The following is a 15,400-nucleotide window of genomic DNA, read 5'->3' as shown; positions in this document are numbered from 1 at the left end:
TTTTATAATTTTGTATAAAGTTAATTAAGTTTTATAAATAGTCTTTCAGTTCAATTAATTTATAAATTTGGGTAATGTGATTATGTTGTGTTAAAGGTATTTCATTAAAATAAATGGTTTGAAATCCGGCATTAATTCCGCCTAAAATATCTGCTTCCAAATTATCTCCAATCATAATACTTGTACCTACAGTTGCCTTTGCTTTTTCTAGGGCATAGTTAAAAATATCTGGATGTGGTTTTTTTACTCCGGCTTCTTCAGAATTTGTAACCGTTTTAAAATAGTGATGAATATTAGAGTTCTTTAATTTAGTTGTTTGAACCGCTTCAAATCCATTTGTAATTATATGCAGGTTATATTTAGAATGCAAGTAATTTAATACCGAAATGGTATCGTCGAACAAATAATTAAACGATGATAAATGTGTTAGATAATCGTCTGACAATTTATGAATTACGTCTTTACTTACAGGAGTTTCTAATTTATTAAAGGTATCGTTTAATCTCCCAAAACGTAATGTTTCTTTATCAACTTCACCTTCTCTAAATCCTTTCCAATATAAAAAATTAATGGGAACGTATTCTTCTAAAAAAGAATCTAAATTAGTTGGTAATTGATTGTCTTCAAAAATTTTTTGAAAGGTTAAAGAGGAATTTTTTTCGAAATCCCAAAGTGTATGATCTAAATCGAAAAACACATCTTTTATGTTATTTTTCATCTGATGCTGAATCTAAAATAATATTAAACAATTCTTTAAAATCTTTCCACTGCCCTAACCCGCTAAATGTATAATTATGAAATACAGGTATAAACTCTCCATTAACGCGTTTCACCTGATTTATAATATATTGTATGGTTTCTTTTTTATCTAATAACGATGTATACTTTAATAAAGCATAATCGTTAACATGATAAGGATTAATGCGTAGTGGAGTTTGTATTTCGTAATCTAAATCGTAGAAAAAAAACGGTGTACACGTTCCTGCTCTAAAACCAATTTCGTTTGCATACCCCATGGTATAATCTTCCTGAATTTCTAATTCCACAAGATTACGATAAGAGTCTGGTAAATTTAATTTAGAGAAAGAATTCCGCGATTCGGTTAAAGAGGTATTAATAATACCTTCCATACGCTTTTGTTCTTTTTTTAAAATAGCTTTATCCTCAATCGCAAAATAAGATACTTTTAGTCCCACTTTACAATAGTCTGCCATAGACTTAATTAAAGCCACGAAATTTTTACGATATACACTAACGCCTTTATCATATGTAGAATAATCTCCTATTAAGAAGAAGAAATGAAATCTAAATTTAGTCTGTTTCTGTTTATTTAAAATATATTTAAACGTATCATGCGGATCGCGTTTTAATCCGAATAACACCATATATCTATAATAGAATCGCTTAAATCTAAAGGCATATAAATCTTTGATTCCACCACCAAGATTCCGAATTAAGCCTTTTAATCTAAAATCGTAAGGCGAAGGCACATCTATTATAGGTTTGATTTGGTATTTCCGATTTGGAAAATCATAATCTGGATAGTTCGCTTTTAAAACTTCTAAAAACTTATACGCCCAAATATCTACAACGGGTTGTTTTAAAAATTTATATCTATAAGCTAAACTTTCATGAGCTTCATAACGTCCGTATTCGTCTTTTACATGAGGTAAATATTCTTCATATCTGCTTAACAAATAAAAAGAGGCTGCAAAAATATCGTATGCTATGGCACTTTTATCGCCATTAAAAAAGAAACATTTGGTATCTTCCCATCTATTAACATTTAAATCAGGATCTGAAAGACCTTGTTCGAATAACAAATCATGACTACGTACAAAAACCTCTTTCCCTAATGGCTGTTTAGTATACGACATTTTACAACTATCGTGAGCAATAAATTCTTCGATAGTTGTAGTAAACGATACCGGGATGCCAAGAATTCTGGTACAGAGATGTTTAAACGTAAATTTTATACGTGGCGTTATTTTATGAGTATAGACTAGAAGCACACATTAATTTTAAAGTAATAAAAGTAATGATTTTACAATTAAGAATCGGGATTAGCACACTTAATGCGCACTACATTTCGTTTTCGTCTGCAAAACTAAAATATGACTGCTCGGTAATTATAACATGATCCAACACTTTAATATCTAAACTAGATGCTGCTGTTTTTAATTTTTGAGTGATTTGTTTATCGGCTACACTGGGCTTTAACGTCCCTGAAGGATGATTATGAACCAAAATAAGTGCAGTCGCCCCTAATTCTAAAGCCATTTTTAATGTTAATCGCACATCGACTAAAGTTCCTGTTATTCCGCCTTTACTTAATTGTTGTTTTTGTAAAATGGCATTGGAATTATTTAGATAAATAATCCAAAATTCTTCGTGAGCCAATTCTCCAAGGATAGGTTGCATAATTTCGAAAACAGAAGCAGACGATGTTATTTTATTTTGTTTTACTGCCTCCTCACCGCTTCGTCTCCGTCCTAATTCCATAGCTGCAGCAATAGTAATCGCTTTAGCTTCTCCAATCCCTTTAAATGTCATGAGTTGTTTAATGGATAATTTCCCTAATGCTCTTAGATTATTATCCACACTTCCTAAAATGCGTTTGGTTAAATCTACAGCACTTTCTTCGCGATTTCCACTTCCTATTAAAATAGCAACCAACTCGGCATCGCTTAAAGCAGCTTGTCCTTTGTAAAGCAACTTCTCTCGAGGCTGATCGTCTTGCGACCAGTTTTTAATTGAAAATGGAATCTTTTTTTCAGGCATACTATAAATATAAATATTGTAAATTACAGAAACAATTAAAACTCCTGAAAATGAACACCTTATTTAATGCATCGGCTACAGAATCCATTATCAGTAGAATTCAAACACTAACAGAAAACGACATTGCTATATGGGGGAAAATGGATGCGGCCCAAATGCTTAAACATTGCCAAGGCCCATTAAATATTGCTTTAGGTCATGAAAAGCTAAACTCTAAAATAGGTTTTATACAGAAAACAATTCTTTCGTTTTATAAAACGTCTCTATATAACGATAAGCCTTGGAAAAAGAATCTACCAACAGCTAAAGAGTTTGTAATTAAATCGCCACATATATTTTTAACTGAAAAAGAAAACTTAATACTGTTAATTGAAGAATTTTCTAAAAAAACAGAGGTTCAAACTTGGCCAGATCATCCACTTTTTGGTTACTTTACACCCGAACAATGGGGTAAAATGCAGTATAAACATTTACACCATCATTTAACCCAATTTAATGTCTAACTAAATTATTTCATCATTGAGCTATCCTCCGCAAATTCATCAAGATCACGATAAAAATCACATGGTAGAAGTGATTAAACATTATCCCTTAGCTACAGTTATATCGGTAGAAAATAATCTGCCATTTATTACTCACTTACCTCTTATTTATAAGGTAGGAAAACTCATTGGACATATCGATAAAAGTAATCCGCAAGCCAGCCTTTTAAAAGGTAATAAACCTGTGACTATAATTTTTTCGGGTCCAGATTGTTATATCTCTCCTAGCCTTTTCGAAAAAGCAGAATTGCCTACTTGGAATTATATAAAAGTGCACCTGCAAGGCACCGTTTCTGAAATTAAAAATGAAAATGAAGTGAAGCAATCTATGGTAGACATGACGGAATTTTTAGAAGCACCCAAACAGGCTTACGTATTGGATTACAACAACCCAAGTATGGATAAATTTGTAAATTATGTTATGGGATTCGAAATAGATATTCTCCAATGGGAAGGCAAATTTAAACTCTCTCAAAACAAATCGGCCGAAGCTCGAGATATTGCTAAGTGGCAATTAATTTCGAAAAATGAAACTAATATTAAGCCCTTTTTAGATCAAGTGATTTAATTTGAGTGGCACCTTACTGTCTAAAAATCTATATTTATATTTTAAAACTTACATCTCTTAACATGAATATGAATGGTCTTTGTTTAAAACATGTCTTAATATTATTGTTGTTTATATCGGCACTAACCGTTAGTGCGCAAACAGATTTACTTAGCGACTTAGAACCTACTACACAAAACTTAGACTCTATTAGCACTAAAAAACTGAAGGCTATTTCTTCTGTTAATCTGGTTAGAGAAATAGATAATGTAAATAATGAGCTTAAATTAATTCAGAAAAAAACTCAAATTCCAGCGAGTATACAAAAAATTGATTCTACACATATAGCACATTATCAATTTATTCTACAGGAATCTAATACCGCAGAAGAATTTATTAAAGCCAACCCTAATCTTCAAAAAATAAATAATCTCATCACCAAATGGAATGGTTATAAAACCACTCTAACTGGTTGGCAAACTACAGTTAATAACCAACAAGTAAGAAATTCAAGGTTTATAGACGATATTACTGAAAAAGAAAAAGTGTGGGGATTAAGCTATCAATCTGCTGTAGATACTAATGCTCCTGAAGAAATTCTAACATCAATTAATACCGTTTGGGAAAAGACTAAAAACACCAAAGACAGTATTCTTAAAAACAATAACTATTACCTCGTACTTGAAACCAAATTAAACGAACAAATTAGTATTACAGAACAAGTAATGGACGATTTATTAGAATTAAAAAATTCTGATATCTACGATATATTTCATCAACGTCACGAAGCAATTTGGAATACGTCTTTTAAAGGCGCAACTAAAAAACCTAACGAAAGCGATGATGTAGAATCCATTAAAAATAACATTACAAATACGTATAGTTACTTAAAAGGAAAAACAGGGGTTATCTTATTCTATTTCATTTTTATAAGCCTAATAGCTTTATTTATAAAACGTTTAAAAAGTGGCTATTTAAAATTTTCGTTTAAAGAAAAATCGAAAACACATAGGAAAGCAAAACATATAATTCTTTACAAAAGCACGATTTGCATCATCTTTCTGGCTCTACTGGTTTCCAAATCGATGTTTTCTAACACCCCAAGGCTATTCATAGATATCACTACACTTCTTATACTTATTTGTGCTGTGCCCTTAATTAGGCCTTATATGCACAAAAAATTTAAGGACATTATCTTTTATGTCATTCTATTTTTTATTCTTAATGCTACCAAATCTTATGTTTGGTTTTCTTCTGCACTGTATAGAATATATACTTTTTTCGAAGCCTGTTTAGTCATTTTTATGCTTTATAAATATACATCGCCTTACCTGGAGACTAGAAATATGGCACTTGATAATTTTGGAAAACTCCTTGTGCGATTAACTCCTGTACTTTATGTTTTGTGTATTGTTTCTATTGTATCTAATATTTTTGGGTATACAAATTTGACAGATATCAGTTTAAAAATCAGTACACAAAGCGGAATAAGCATTACTTTTTTCTATAGCCTTTTAATGGTATTTAACGGTATCTCTTTAGGAATTATTAACCGACACTACGGTGTAAAACAATCGTACCTTCCTGCCGACCGTTGGAGTATCGAAAAAACCACGTTAAAAGTTACAAGAGTTATAATCGGAATTATTTGGACCTTATACTTTCTTAATATTTTAGACATTTTAAGCCCTATGCTTGAAGTGATACAGGATACCATTACGGAACCTTATCAATTAGGCAGTTTAACGTTTACTTTAGAAGGTATTCTTGGATTTATTTTTACTTTAATTATTACATACACTATAACAAAAATCATCTCGTTTTTAATAAATGATGGCGATGGCGTCCTTCGTCTATTAAAATTACCGAAAGGAATTCCCACCGCGATATCTTTAGTTATACGCTACTTTATCATGGCGTTTGGTGTTGTATTAGCCCTTGGAGCTTTGGGTATCGATTTAAGTAAATTTAATTTAATGGCCGGTGCATTAGGTTTGGGAATTGGTTTTGGACTACAAACCGTGATTTCAAATTTTGTGTCTGGTTTAATTTTGGTTTTTGAACGTCCTATTTTACCTGGAGATACGGTAGAAGTGAATAGTTTATTAGGAACAGTTAACCGTATTGGCGTGCGTTCTTCGAGCATTAGCACCTTTGATGGCGCAGAAGTGGTGGTACCGAACAACAATCTAATTTCTAATGATTTAATAAACTGGACCCTCTCCAATAACATTAAACGTATTGAAATTTTAATAGGAACGTCTTACGATTCCGACCCCAACCGTGTTCTTGAAATTCTTACTGAAATTGCAAATGATTATCAGTTTACATTAAAAGACCCCGCACCTAAAGCCTTGTTTAGTGAATTTGGAGATAGCTCTTTAAATTTCAGATTATTGTATTGGGTACATTATGAAATTGGATTACAATCGAAAAGTGATATCTCGATTAGTATTTACAACCGATTTAAAGCGGAAGGTATTGAAATCCCATTCCCGCAACGTGATTTAAATGTGAGAAACATCCCTGAAAATTTAAACTTTAAATCTTTTCAAAATGAATTTAAAGCACCCACTACAGAAGAACCTTTAAATAAGAATTTAGAAAAACCATTTATCGAACCCGTAAAAACAGATGTAGATTCTGATGATTCTAACAACAGCTCTTCTACCGATGAGGACACAAAATAACAGTATGCATTAAGCACAAAAAGCGAGATTTTGATGATTCAAAATCTCGCTTTTTTATGTTATATTTTTTAATACTGAATTTAATGGTACTTGTCACCCTGAACTAGTTTCAGGGTCTCACACTCTCCCATTCCATAAACTATACTTTATGTGATTCTGAAACAAGTTCAGAATGACGATTAGTTTAAATGAAACCTTATCTTCCTGATTCTTGATTCTTGATTCTTGATTCTTGATTCTAAAAGCGAAGCAATCTTTGTTCTTAAATCTATTTAATCAGAGACTTCACATCGTCAAAATCTAAGCCACCATAATTCCCCGAACTCATTAATAACAAGGACGTATTCTCAAAGTTTTGAGCGAATAAAAAGGTTTTAAAATCGTCTGGATTGGTGTAGATAATTAAATCGTCACGCTCGAAAGCTGAAGCGATTTGTGCTTCTGTAACCGTATCTAATTTTTTAATCTCTACCGCATGCGGAGAATAGAATACTACAGCAACATCGGCATCATCTAAAGTCCCCTTATACTCTTTTAAAAACTCGGCATTTAAACTACTATATGTGTGTAGTTCTAGACATGCTACTAATTTTCTATCTTCAAATTGTGCTTTTACTGCTTTAGTCGTAGCTTCTACTTTACTTGGCGAATGTGCAAAATCTTTATAAGCAACACTATTCTGTCCTTCAACTATTTTCTCTAAACGCTTACTTGCGCCTTTAAATGTAGAAATAGCTTCGTAGAAATCATCTTCATCGATTCCCATATGCTGACAAATCCATTTGGCACCACCTAAATTATTTAAATTATGTTTTCCAAATACTTCGATTGGCAACGGCCCTTCGACTGTTTCTAATAAGGTTTCTCCATCTTCAACAGTATATTCAGGCGTTTGATAAGGTAATTTTCTAATCGGATTCACAGACGCTTCAACCACACGCTTTACAGCCTCGTCTTCTTCATTGTACGTAATGCTTCCTCCACTTACTATACTATTTACAAAAATCTGGAATTGTTCTTCGTAGTTTTCATATGTTGGAAACACATTAATATGGTCCCAAGCAATACCGCTTAATAAAGCAATATTTGGTTTATATAGATGAAATTTAGGTCGTCTATCTATTGGTGAACTTAAATACTCATCACCTTCTAACACTATAAAGTCGTTGTCGTCGGTAAGTTTTACCATCACATCAAAACCATCTAATTGCGCGCCCACCATAAAATCTACATCTCTATCGTGGTAATGCATAACATGTAAAATCATAGAGGTAATGGTTGTTTTTCCATGACTTCCACCAATAACTACACGCGTTTTGTTTTTAGATTGCTCGTATAAGAACTCAGGGTAACTATATATTTTAAGTCCTAAATCTTGAGCTTTTAGCAATTCCGGATTATCGGCTTTAGCATGCATTCCTAAAACTACAGCATCTAAATCTGTCGTAATTTTTTCTGGAAACCATCCGAAAGCTTCTGGTAATAATCCTTTGGTTTGTAATCTTGATTTAGAAGGTTCGAAAATCTCATCGTCACTTCCTGTTACGCGATAACCTTTGTTATGTAAGGCCAAGGCTAAATTGTGCATTGCACTTCCGCCAATGGCTATAAAATGTACATTCATAAACTTATTTTGAAGACCGTAAATATACACGTTTTAGTACGTTTTTCAGAACGTTTATGGGGTAATATCTTCTATTTTTTGCTGAAGTTCTTCGGCTTCTAAACGCCCATATCCCTTTCTTAAAACAGCGATAGCTTTTTCTTTCTGGTCTCGATTTAAATAAAATTCGGCAAGAGCCATATAACAGGTTTTCGAACCGCCAATATCTAGAGCTTGTTTATAAAACTGTTCTGCGTGTTTAAAATCGTCTGCTTTGTTGTAGAGATAGCCTTTTGCGAGATAACCATCCACTTTAGTCAATGATTCTAATTGGTTGGCATAGGTAATGGCTTTAGACGTACTTCCGCCAAGAACGGCAGGTAATTCCATATAAATTTTGACTAATGCCCAACGGCTTTCAATATGATTTGGGTCTAATTCCGAAGCTTGGATACATTCTGATTTCGCCTCTAAAATCAACGGAATAGCCATAAGTTTATTTACCGTTAATGCTTTCATAGCTAAAGCGCCTCCATATTTATAATGGTAATTGGCCACTTCAGGATTTAAATCTACTAATACATTATACTGATTAATTGCAGAATCCCAATCTTTTGTATGGCTATAGGCATCACCTAATAATTCAATTGCTTTAGACCGGTTATCCGATATTTCTTTAGTTAATGGTTCTAATATTGAAATGACTTTAGTGTAGTTTCCTGTATCAAAATACGTCTGCGCCTCAGAGAAACGCGATTGCGAATACAGCAACTGCGGAAGCCCTAAAAGAATTATAAAAATATATACGAAACGAAATTTCATAACGCAAAAATAACGATTTATCGCTCCCTTTTATCTAATTCTCAAAACGCAAACCATTAAAAAAAGAGTAACTTTCTCATTTAAACTTAGATTGGAACTGTTTTTGATTTCAACTTAATAGTCAAACAACATACGCATCAACCAAAATCACGATATGAAATTTATAAAGCCCCTTCTTTTAAGCCTAATTTTCACAAATAGCATCTTGGCTCAGCAACCCAATTTTGAAAGTTTATGGTCTGAAGTCGAAACGTTAGAGCTTTCAGATTTACCAAAATCTGCTTTAGAAAAAGTTGAAAACATTGATAAACTAGCAATCAAACACAAGAATCAACCTCAGCATATTAAGTCGATGTTGTATAAAAGTAAATTCGCTTTGGTGCTCGAAGAAGATGCTCAACTTAGTATTATAAACAATTTTAAAGTTGAAATTTCGAAAAGCCAAGCGCCGACAAAAAATATTTTAGAGAGCATTTTGGCCAATTTATATTGGGATTACTTTAAGCAAAATCGCTATAAATTTTACAACCGGACAAAAACTGAAGAAAAAGTAGATGAAACCGATTTTAGAACTTGGGATTTAAATACCCTTTTTGAAACCATTCAGTTACATTTTCAAAATAGTATAACAAATGAAACGGTCTTAAAACAAACACCAATAGACAACTTTTCTGATATACTATTAGAACAAAAAAATTCAAAACTGTACCGACCAACACTTTACGATTTACTAAGTCATGAAGCTTTAAAATTCTATAAAAGCACCGAACGAAACATTACAAAACCTGCTTATAAATTTGAAATCAACGACTCCGAATTACTAAGTCCTGCTCATGAGTTTTCTAAATTAAAATTAGAAACAAAGAACTCAATGTCGTTAGAATTTCAGGCCTTAAAAATTTATCAGAATCTCATTCAATTTCATATAAATACTAAAAACACTGAGGCTTTAGTAACCGTAGATATTGAACGTTTGTTGTTTGTTAAGGACAAAGCCGTTTTCGAAAACACAGACGAAGCACTTATTAACACATTAAGAGTATCGCGTAATCAACACAAAACTGAGGCCGTTAGCGGACATTACGATTTAGAAATTGCTAAGATTTGGATGTCTCAAGGCGCGCACTATTCTCCAAATATAAATACCGAAAACCGTTGGAAATATAAAGACGCCTTAGCGCTTTGCAACGCAGTTATCTCAAAGTTTCCAAACACGAAAATTGCAGAAAAAAGCGAACATTTAAAGTCGGTAATATTGGTGCCAGAAGTTGGCATTACCAACGAACGTATATTGCCAATTCTGACACAATCCCGTTTTTTAATTCGCTATAAAAATGTAGATAAACTAGTCTTTAAAGCCTCTAAAGTTAGCCACAAAGACATTCTCGAATTTAACAATATATATAAAAAAACAGAAAAAGATAGTTTTGTAAAGAGTTATAAAACTGACAAAACATGGGTATCCGATTTAAAAAACGAACACGATTATCAAGAACACACTACAGAAGTCATCGTTCCTGAATTTGATAATGGTTTCTATATTATTTCAGCTATAGATTCAGCTTCAAATACTACAGCATATATTACGCTTCAGGTTTCTAATGTTGCTATTATTGAAAAACCTGACGATGCATCGAATCGCTTTCAATGTATAGATAGAAACACGGGAGCACCTTTTCCGAATGCAGAAATCGAGATACATTACACTTATAACAATAATAAAAAGAAAACAGAAACGAAGCGCACAGATTCTTCTGGGCATTTCAGTATTCCGAAAACAACTAACAGAGTATATACACGTTTCGACCTTGAAATAAAAACACCAAACGATATTGCATATTTTGATGATTTTCGTCTGGGATATAATTACGAATACAACCAGAACGAAAACAAAACAAAATACAATGCCTTTTTATTTACAGACAGAAGTATTTACAGACCAGGGCAAACCGTCTATTTTAAGGCGATTGCTATGCAAACACTAGAAAATAAAAGTGATGTTATAAAAGCAGAACCGTTAATTGTAAAATTAATTAACACCAATAACGAAAACATAAATATCATTACTCTAAACACAAATGATTTTGGTTCTATTCATGGCGAATTCATCTTACCTACACGTGGTTTAAATGGAGAATATCGATTAGAAATAAAATCGGAAAGCGAGCATATACAGTCTCGACTATTTTTTTCGGTAGAAGATTACAAGCGTCCAACGTTCGAGGCCGAATTTAATTCAATTACAGAAACCTATACCGTTAACGACTCGGTTGTAGTAACTGGGAAAGCAAATGCTTTTACAGGCAGTAAAATTACAAATGCAACAGTTGTCTACCGTGTAAAACGCATCGCCGATATGCCGTACCGATATTACAGTACACATCCTTATTTTTATAATTCACCTCAAGATATAACGCATGGAGAAACCGTGACAGATGATTCAGGAAACTTCAAAATTAATTTTAAAGCCATTCCTGACCAAAGTATCGACCAATCGTTTTTACCCGTTTTTAGATACGAAGTCACTGCCGATATCACAGATATTAATGGAGAAACCCGAAGTACATCGAAAACCATTTCTGTAGGATATCATACCTTACTTGCGAATTTGCAAATAGAACGTAAACTAGACAAGTCTAGTAAATCAAATGAAATTTATATTCAAACAACCAATTTAAATGGTGAATTTACGCCTACTCAGGGCGTTTTAAAAGTCTACAAATTACAAGCGCCAAATCAAGTATTAAGAGAGCGCCCATGGCGTGCTCCAGATTACCAAACCATAGATGAGACCACATTTAAAACGCTTTTCCCACACGATTCGTACACCAATGAAGGCGCATTTGAAAATTGGAAAAAAGGAGCTATTGTATTAGAAAAGAACATTAATACAGCCGAGGCAAAATCCGTAACCTTCGATAAAGCCAAACGTTGGGAATCGGGTCAATATATAGCGATTTTTGAGAGCAAAGATAAGTTCGGACAACTAGTAACCGACGAAGCAAGTTTTGAATTATATAGTGCCAAAGACAAAACCGTATCCGACCAAGGTTTGTTTCAAATAACCACGAACAAATCGGAGTATTCACCAGATGAAGTTGTAAAATTAACACTAGGTTCTGCTAGCGAACATTTAGTGGTTACACTAGAAGTCGAGAAGAATAAGAAACCATTTTCTCAACACATAATCACTTTAAATCAGAATAAAAAAACTATTGAAATACCTATTACATCATCAGATTTAGGCGGATTTGCAATTCATTATAGTTATGCAATTTATAACAGTTTTAAAACCGGTACGCTTATAATTAACGTGCCATACCCGAAAACAGATTTACAGATTGAAACGCTAACATTCCGTGATAAAATTCAACCTGGAAACGAAGAAACATGGCGTTTTAATATTACAGGAGCACAGGGCGATAAAGTTACAGCAGAGATTCTAGCAAGTATGTACGATGCTTCTTTAGACCAATTTAAACCTCACAACTGGAATCTTAAAAACTTAAATCCATCCCGTTATGCTTCATACAACAACTGGAAATCTTATACGTCTTTCGGGACGAATTACCACGATTTAGACTTCTACTCTTATCAACAGGATTATATAAGCCAACTATTTGATGCACTAAATTGGTTTGGGTTTCAATTTAACGAAAATGGTTGGCAGTTAAAACGAAAATTATCTAGCGCTGTTTCTGGTGTAGAAATTATGTCAAATGAAACGGAAATTGAAGAAACTGTAATGGAAGATATGGAAGTACCGTTTTCCATTCGTGGTATTGATTCAGAAAATAACGAAGGCTTAGCACCACTTTATATAATTGATGGCGTCGTTTCAGAAACTAATAATCTTAATAAAGACGACATTTTAAAGCTTGAAGTCTTAAAAGGAGCTGAAGCAACTGCTCTTTATGGAAGCAAAGGGGCCAACGGCGTCATTATCATAACGACCAAAAATGGGTCTAAATTTAACGCCGTAAAAATCAGAAAAAACCTAAAAGAAACCGCCTTCTTCTTTCCGCAACTTCAAACCAATAGTGAAGGTGATGTCAGTTTCAGTTTTACTTCACCGGAAGCGTTAACGCAATGGAAATTGCAACTTTTGGCACATACATCGACTATGCAAACGGCACAACGCACTTTAACTACTGTAACTCAAAAAGAACTGATGGTTCAGCCTAACACGCCACGTTTTTTACGTCAAGGCGATGCCATTACCATGAGTAGTAAAATTGTAAATCTATCTGACAAACAATTAGAAGGTGAAGCCGTTTTACAGCTTTTCGATGCCATAACGAACCTACCAATCGATATTAATTTAGAAAACACAAATGCAGTAAAATCTTTTACTGTAGACACCAATAACAATACACAAGTCTCTTGGACACTTAAGATTCCAGAAACTGTCGATGCTGTGCAATACAAAATAGTTGCTAAAGCAGGAACCTTTAGCGATGGCGAGCAAAATGTTTTACCCGTGTTATCGAACCGTATGTTAGTTACCGAAACTTTACCCATGTGGGTAAACGGAAATGAATCGCGCACCTTCCAACTAGATAAATTAAAACACAACACCTCTAAAACATTAAAACAACATAAACTAACTTTAGAGATTACCTCTAATCCGGCCTGGTATGCTATTCAAGCCTTACCATATATTATTGAGTATCCGTTTGATTGTAACGAGCAAATTTTTTCTCGCTTTTATGGGAATGCCTTAGCAAGTCACATCGTAAATTCTAATCCGAGAATTCAGGAGGTCTTTAATTTATGGGCTTCAAAAGATGCATTAATAAGTAATCTTGAAAAGAACGACGAATTAAAATCGATTCTTATTGAGGAAACGCCTTGGTTACGAGATGCGCAAAGTGAAACGGAACAAAAGAAACGTATCGGTTTATTATTCGATATGAATACAATGAGTGCTAAAATGCAGGCCACGCTTCAAAAACTGGAAAGTAATCAGTTAGGTTCTGGCGCTTGGCCTTGGTTTGCTGGCGGACGCGAAAACAGATACATCACACAACATATCGTGACTGGATTTGGACATTTAAAACATTTAGGTGTCGATACTAAAGATTCAAAAAACATGTTATCTAAGGCTCTTAAATTCACCGATGCCGAATTTATAGATACGTATAAAGACATTGCTAAACACAACGAAACTCCAGATTATGATGCCTATCATTTAAACAACATACAGTTGCATTATTTATATATGAGAAGTTTTTATGCTGAAGACAAACCGTCTGAAGAACTTCAAAACATTATCGATTATTATGGCTCTCAAATTAAAACATATTGGACAAAAGGTTCGCTATACAATAAAGGATTAATGGCCCTTATTGCACAGCGTTTAGGAGATGAAAAAACAGCAATTGCCATTATAAAATCGTTAAAAGAAAATAGTATTACCAATGATGAATTAGGCATGTATTGGAAGGCCAACACTGCATCATGGTATTGGTACGAATCGCCTATTGAAACCCAATCGCTATTAATTGAAGCCTTTTCGGAAATTGAAAAGGATACGAAAACCATCGATAATTTAACAAAATGGTTATTGAAAAACAAACAGACCAATCGTTGGTCTACTACAAAATCGACCACAGATGCCGTATATGCTATTTTACTAAAAGGTAGCGACTGGTTATCGGTTTCAGAATCTGTAGACATTACCGTTAGCGGACAACCCATTCCGGAAGATAAATTAAAAAACACCAAAGTTGAAGCTGGCACAGGTTACTTTAAAACCACTTGGACGGCCGAGGAGATTACACCTGAATTGGCAGAAGTTACCTTAACTAAAAAAGACAAGGGCATGGCTTGGGGAAGTATGTACTGGCAATATTTTGAAGATTTAGATGCGATTACTTCAGCAGAAACGCCGTTACAATTAACCAAAAAGTTATTTATTAAATCGAATACCGATACAGGTGAAGTATTATCTAACGTCACTTCAGAAACGACTTTAAAAGTAGGCGATTTAATCAGAGTAAGAATCACCTTAAAAACGGACCGTGATATGGAGTTTCTACATATGAAAGATATGAGAGCTTCCGGATTAGAACCTGTAGACGTAATTTCTAAATACAAATGGCAAGATGGTTTGGGCTATTACCAAAGTACAAAAGACGTGGCAACGCACTTCTTTTTCGATAATATCCAAAAAGGTGTGTATGTCTTCGAATACGATTTACGAGTAAACAACGCCGGAACAATGAGTAACGGTATTACAACCATTCAAAGTATGTATGCCCCAGAATTTAGTAGTCATAGTGAAGGGGTTCGCATTTCGGTGAAGTAGTTAAAAAGAAAGCTAAAATCATTAATTAAAGTCATGCTGAACTCGTTTCAGAATCTCACAACTAACTCCAGATAAAACTTTACAAACCAAAAAAGGAGCCTTAAC

General features: G+C 33.6%; 9 protein-coding genes. 4 read left to right on the top strand and 5 right to left on the bottom strand.

Annotated elements, in window-relative coordinates; all coding sequences use genetic code 11:
* Positions 1–31 precede the first annotated feature (31 nt).
* The 3 genes from BN863_RS02780 to radC form a co-directional block, all read right to left on the bottom strand.
* Entirely contained in the window at positions 32–718 is a 687-nt protein-coding gene (locus BN863_RS02780) for a YjjG family noncanonical pyrimidine nucleotidase (protein WP_038527238.1), read from the bottom strand.
* Entirely contained in the window at positions 708–2,012 is a 1,305-nt protein-coding gene (locus BN863_RS02775) for a polysaccharide deacetylase family protein (RefSeq protein ID WP_038527235.1), read from the bottom strand. The genes BN863_RS02780 and BN863_RS02775 overlap by 11 nt, the downstream gene beginning before the upstream one ends.
* 70 nt (positions 2,013–2,082) lie before the next feature.
* Positions 2,083–2,781, bottom strand: a complete 699-nt coding sequence (gene radC, locus BN863_RS02770) for a RadC family protein (RefSeq protein WP_038527233.1) — start codon at positions 2,779–2,781, stop codon at positions 2,083–2,085.
* A gap of 50 nt (positions 2,782–2,831) precedes the next feature.
* Here radC and BN863_RS02765 point away from each other — a divergent pair, with 50 nt between their 5' ends.
* The 3 genes from BN863_RS02765 to BN863_RS02755 all read left to right on the top strand — a co-directional run bounded on the left by BN863_RS02765 (position 2,832) and on the right by BN863_RS02755 (position 6,560).
* Positions 2,832–3,284, top strand: coding sequence for a DUF1569 domain-containing protein (locus BN863_RS02765; RefSeq protein WP_038533063.1), 453 nt, complete (start codon positions 2,832–2,834; stop codon positions 3,282–3,284).
* 16 nt (positions 3,285–3,300) lie between these two features.
* Positions 3,301–3,891, top strand: coding sequence for an FMN-binding negative transcriptional regulator (locus BN863_RS02760; protein ID WP_038527230.1), 591 nt, complete (start codon positions 3,301–3,303; stop codon positions 3,889–3,891).
* Between the two features lie 62 nt (positions 3,892–3,953).
* Complete coding sequence (locus tag BN863_RS02755; RefSeq protein WP_038527227.1) at positions 3,954–6,560, top strand: mechanosensitive ion channel family protein; 2,607 nt, start codon at positions 3,954–3,956, stop codon at positions 6,558–6,560.
* A gap of 268 nt (positions 6,561–6,828) precedes the next feature.
* Here BN863_RS02755 and BN863_RS02750 read toward each other — a convergent pair whose 3' ends face one another.
* Together BN863_RS02750 and BN863_RS02745 are read right to left on the bottom strand one after the other, a co-directional pair.
* Entirely contained in the window at positions 6,829–8,184 is a 1,356-nt protein-coding gene (locus BN863_RS02750) for a UDP-N-acetylmuramate--L-alanine ligase (protein ID WP_038527224.1), read from the bottom strand.
* 54 nt (positions 8,185–8,238) lie between these two features.
* A complete protein-coding gene (locus BN863_RS02745) occupies positions 8,239–8,985 on the bottom strand; it encodes a tetratricopeptide repeat protein (protein WP_051774454.1) in 747 nt (248 codons plus the stop codon).
* A gap of 154 nt (positions 8,986–9,139) precedes the next feature.
* Here BN863_RS02745 and BN863_RS02740 point away from each other — a divergent pair, with 154 nt between their 5' ends.
* Entirely contained in the window at positions 9,140–15,295 is a 6,156-nt protein-coding gene (locus BN863_RS02740) for an alpha-2-macroglobulin family protein (protein WP_038527221.1), read from the top strand.
* Positions 15,296–15,400 lie beyond the last annotated feature (105 nt).

The sequence above is a fragment of the Formosa agariphila KMM 3901 genome, assembly GCF_000723205.1.
GTDB classification, from domain to species: Bacteria; Bacteroidota; Bacteroidia; order Flavobacteriales; family Flavobacteriaceae; genus Formosa; species Formosa agariphila.
The sequence above is the reverse complement of the archived record's forward strand: the minus strand, read 5'-3'. Positions and strand labels throughout refer to the sequence as shown.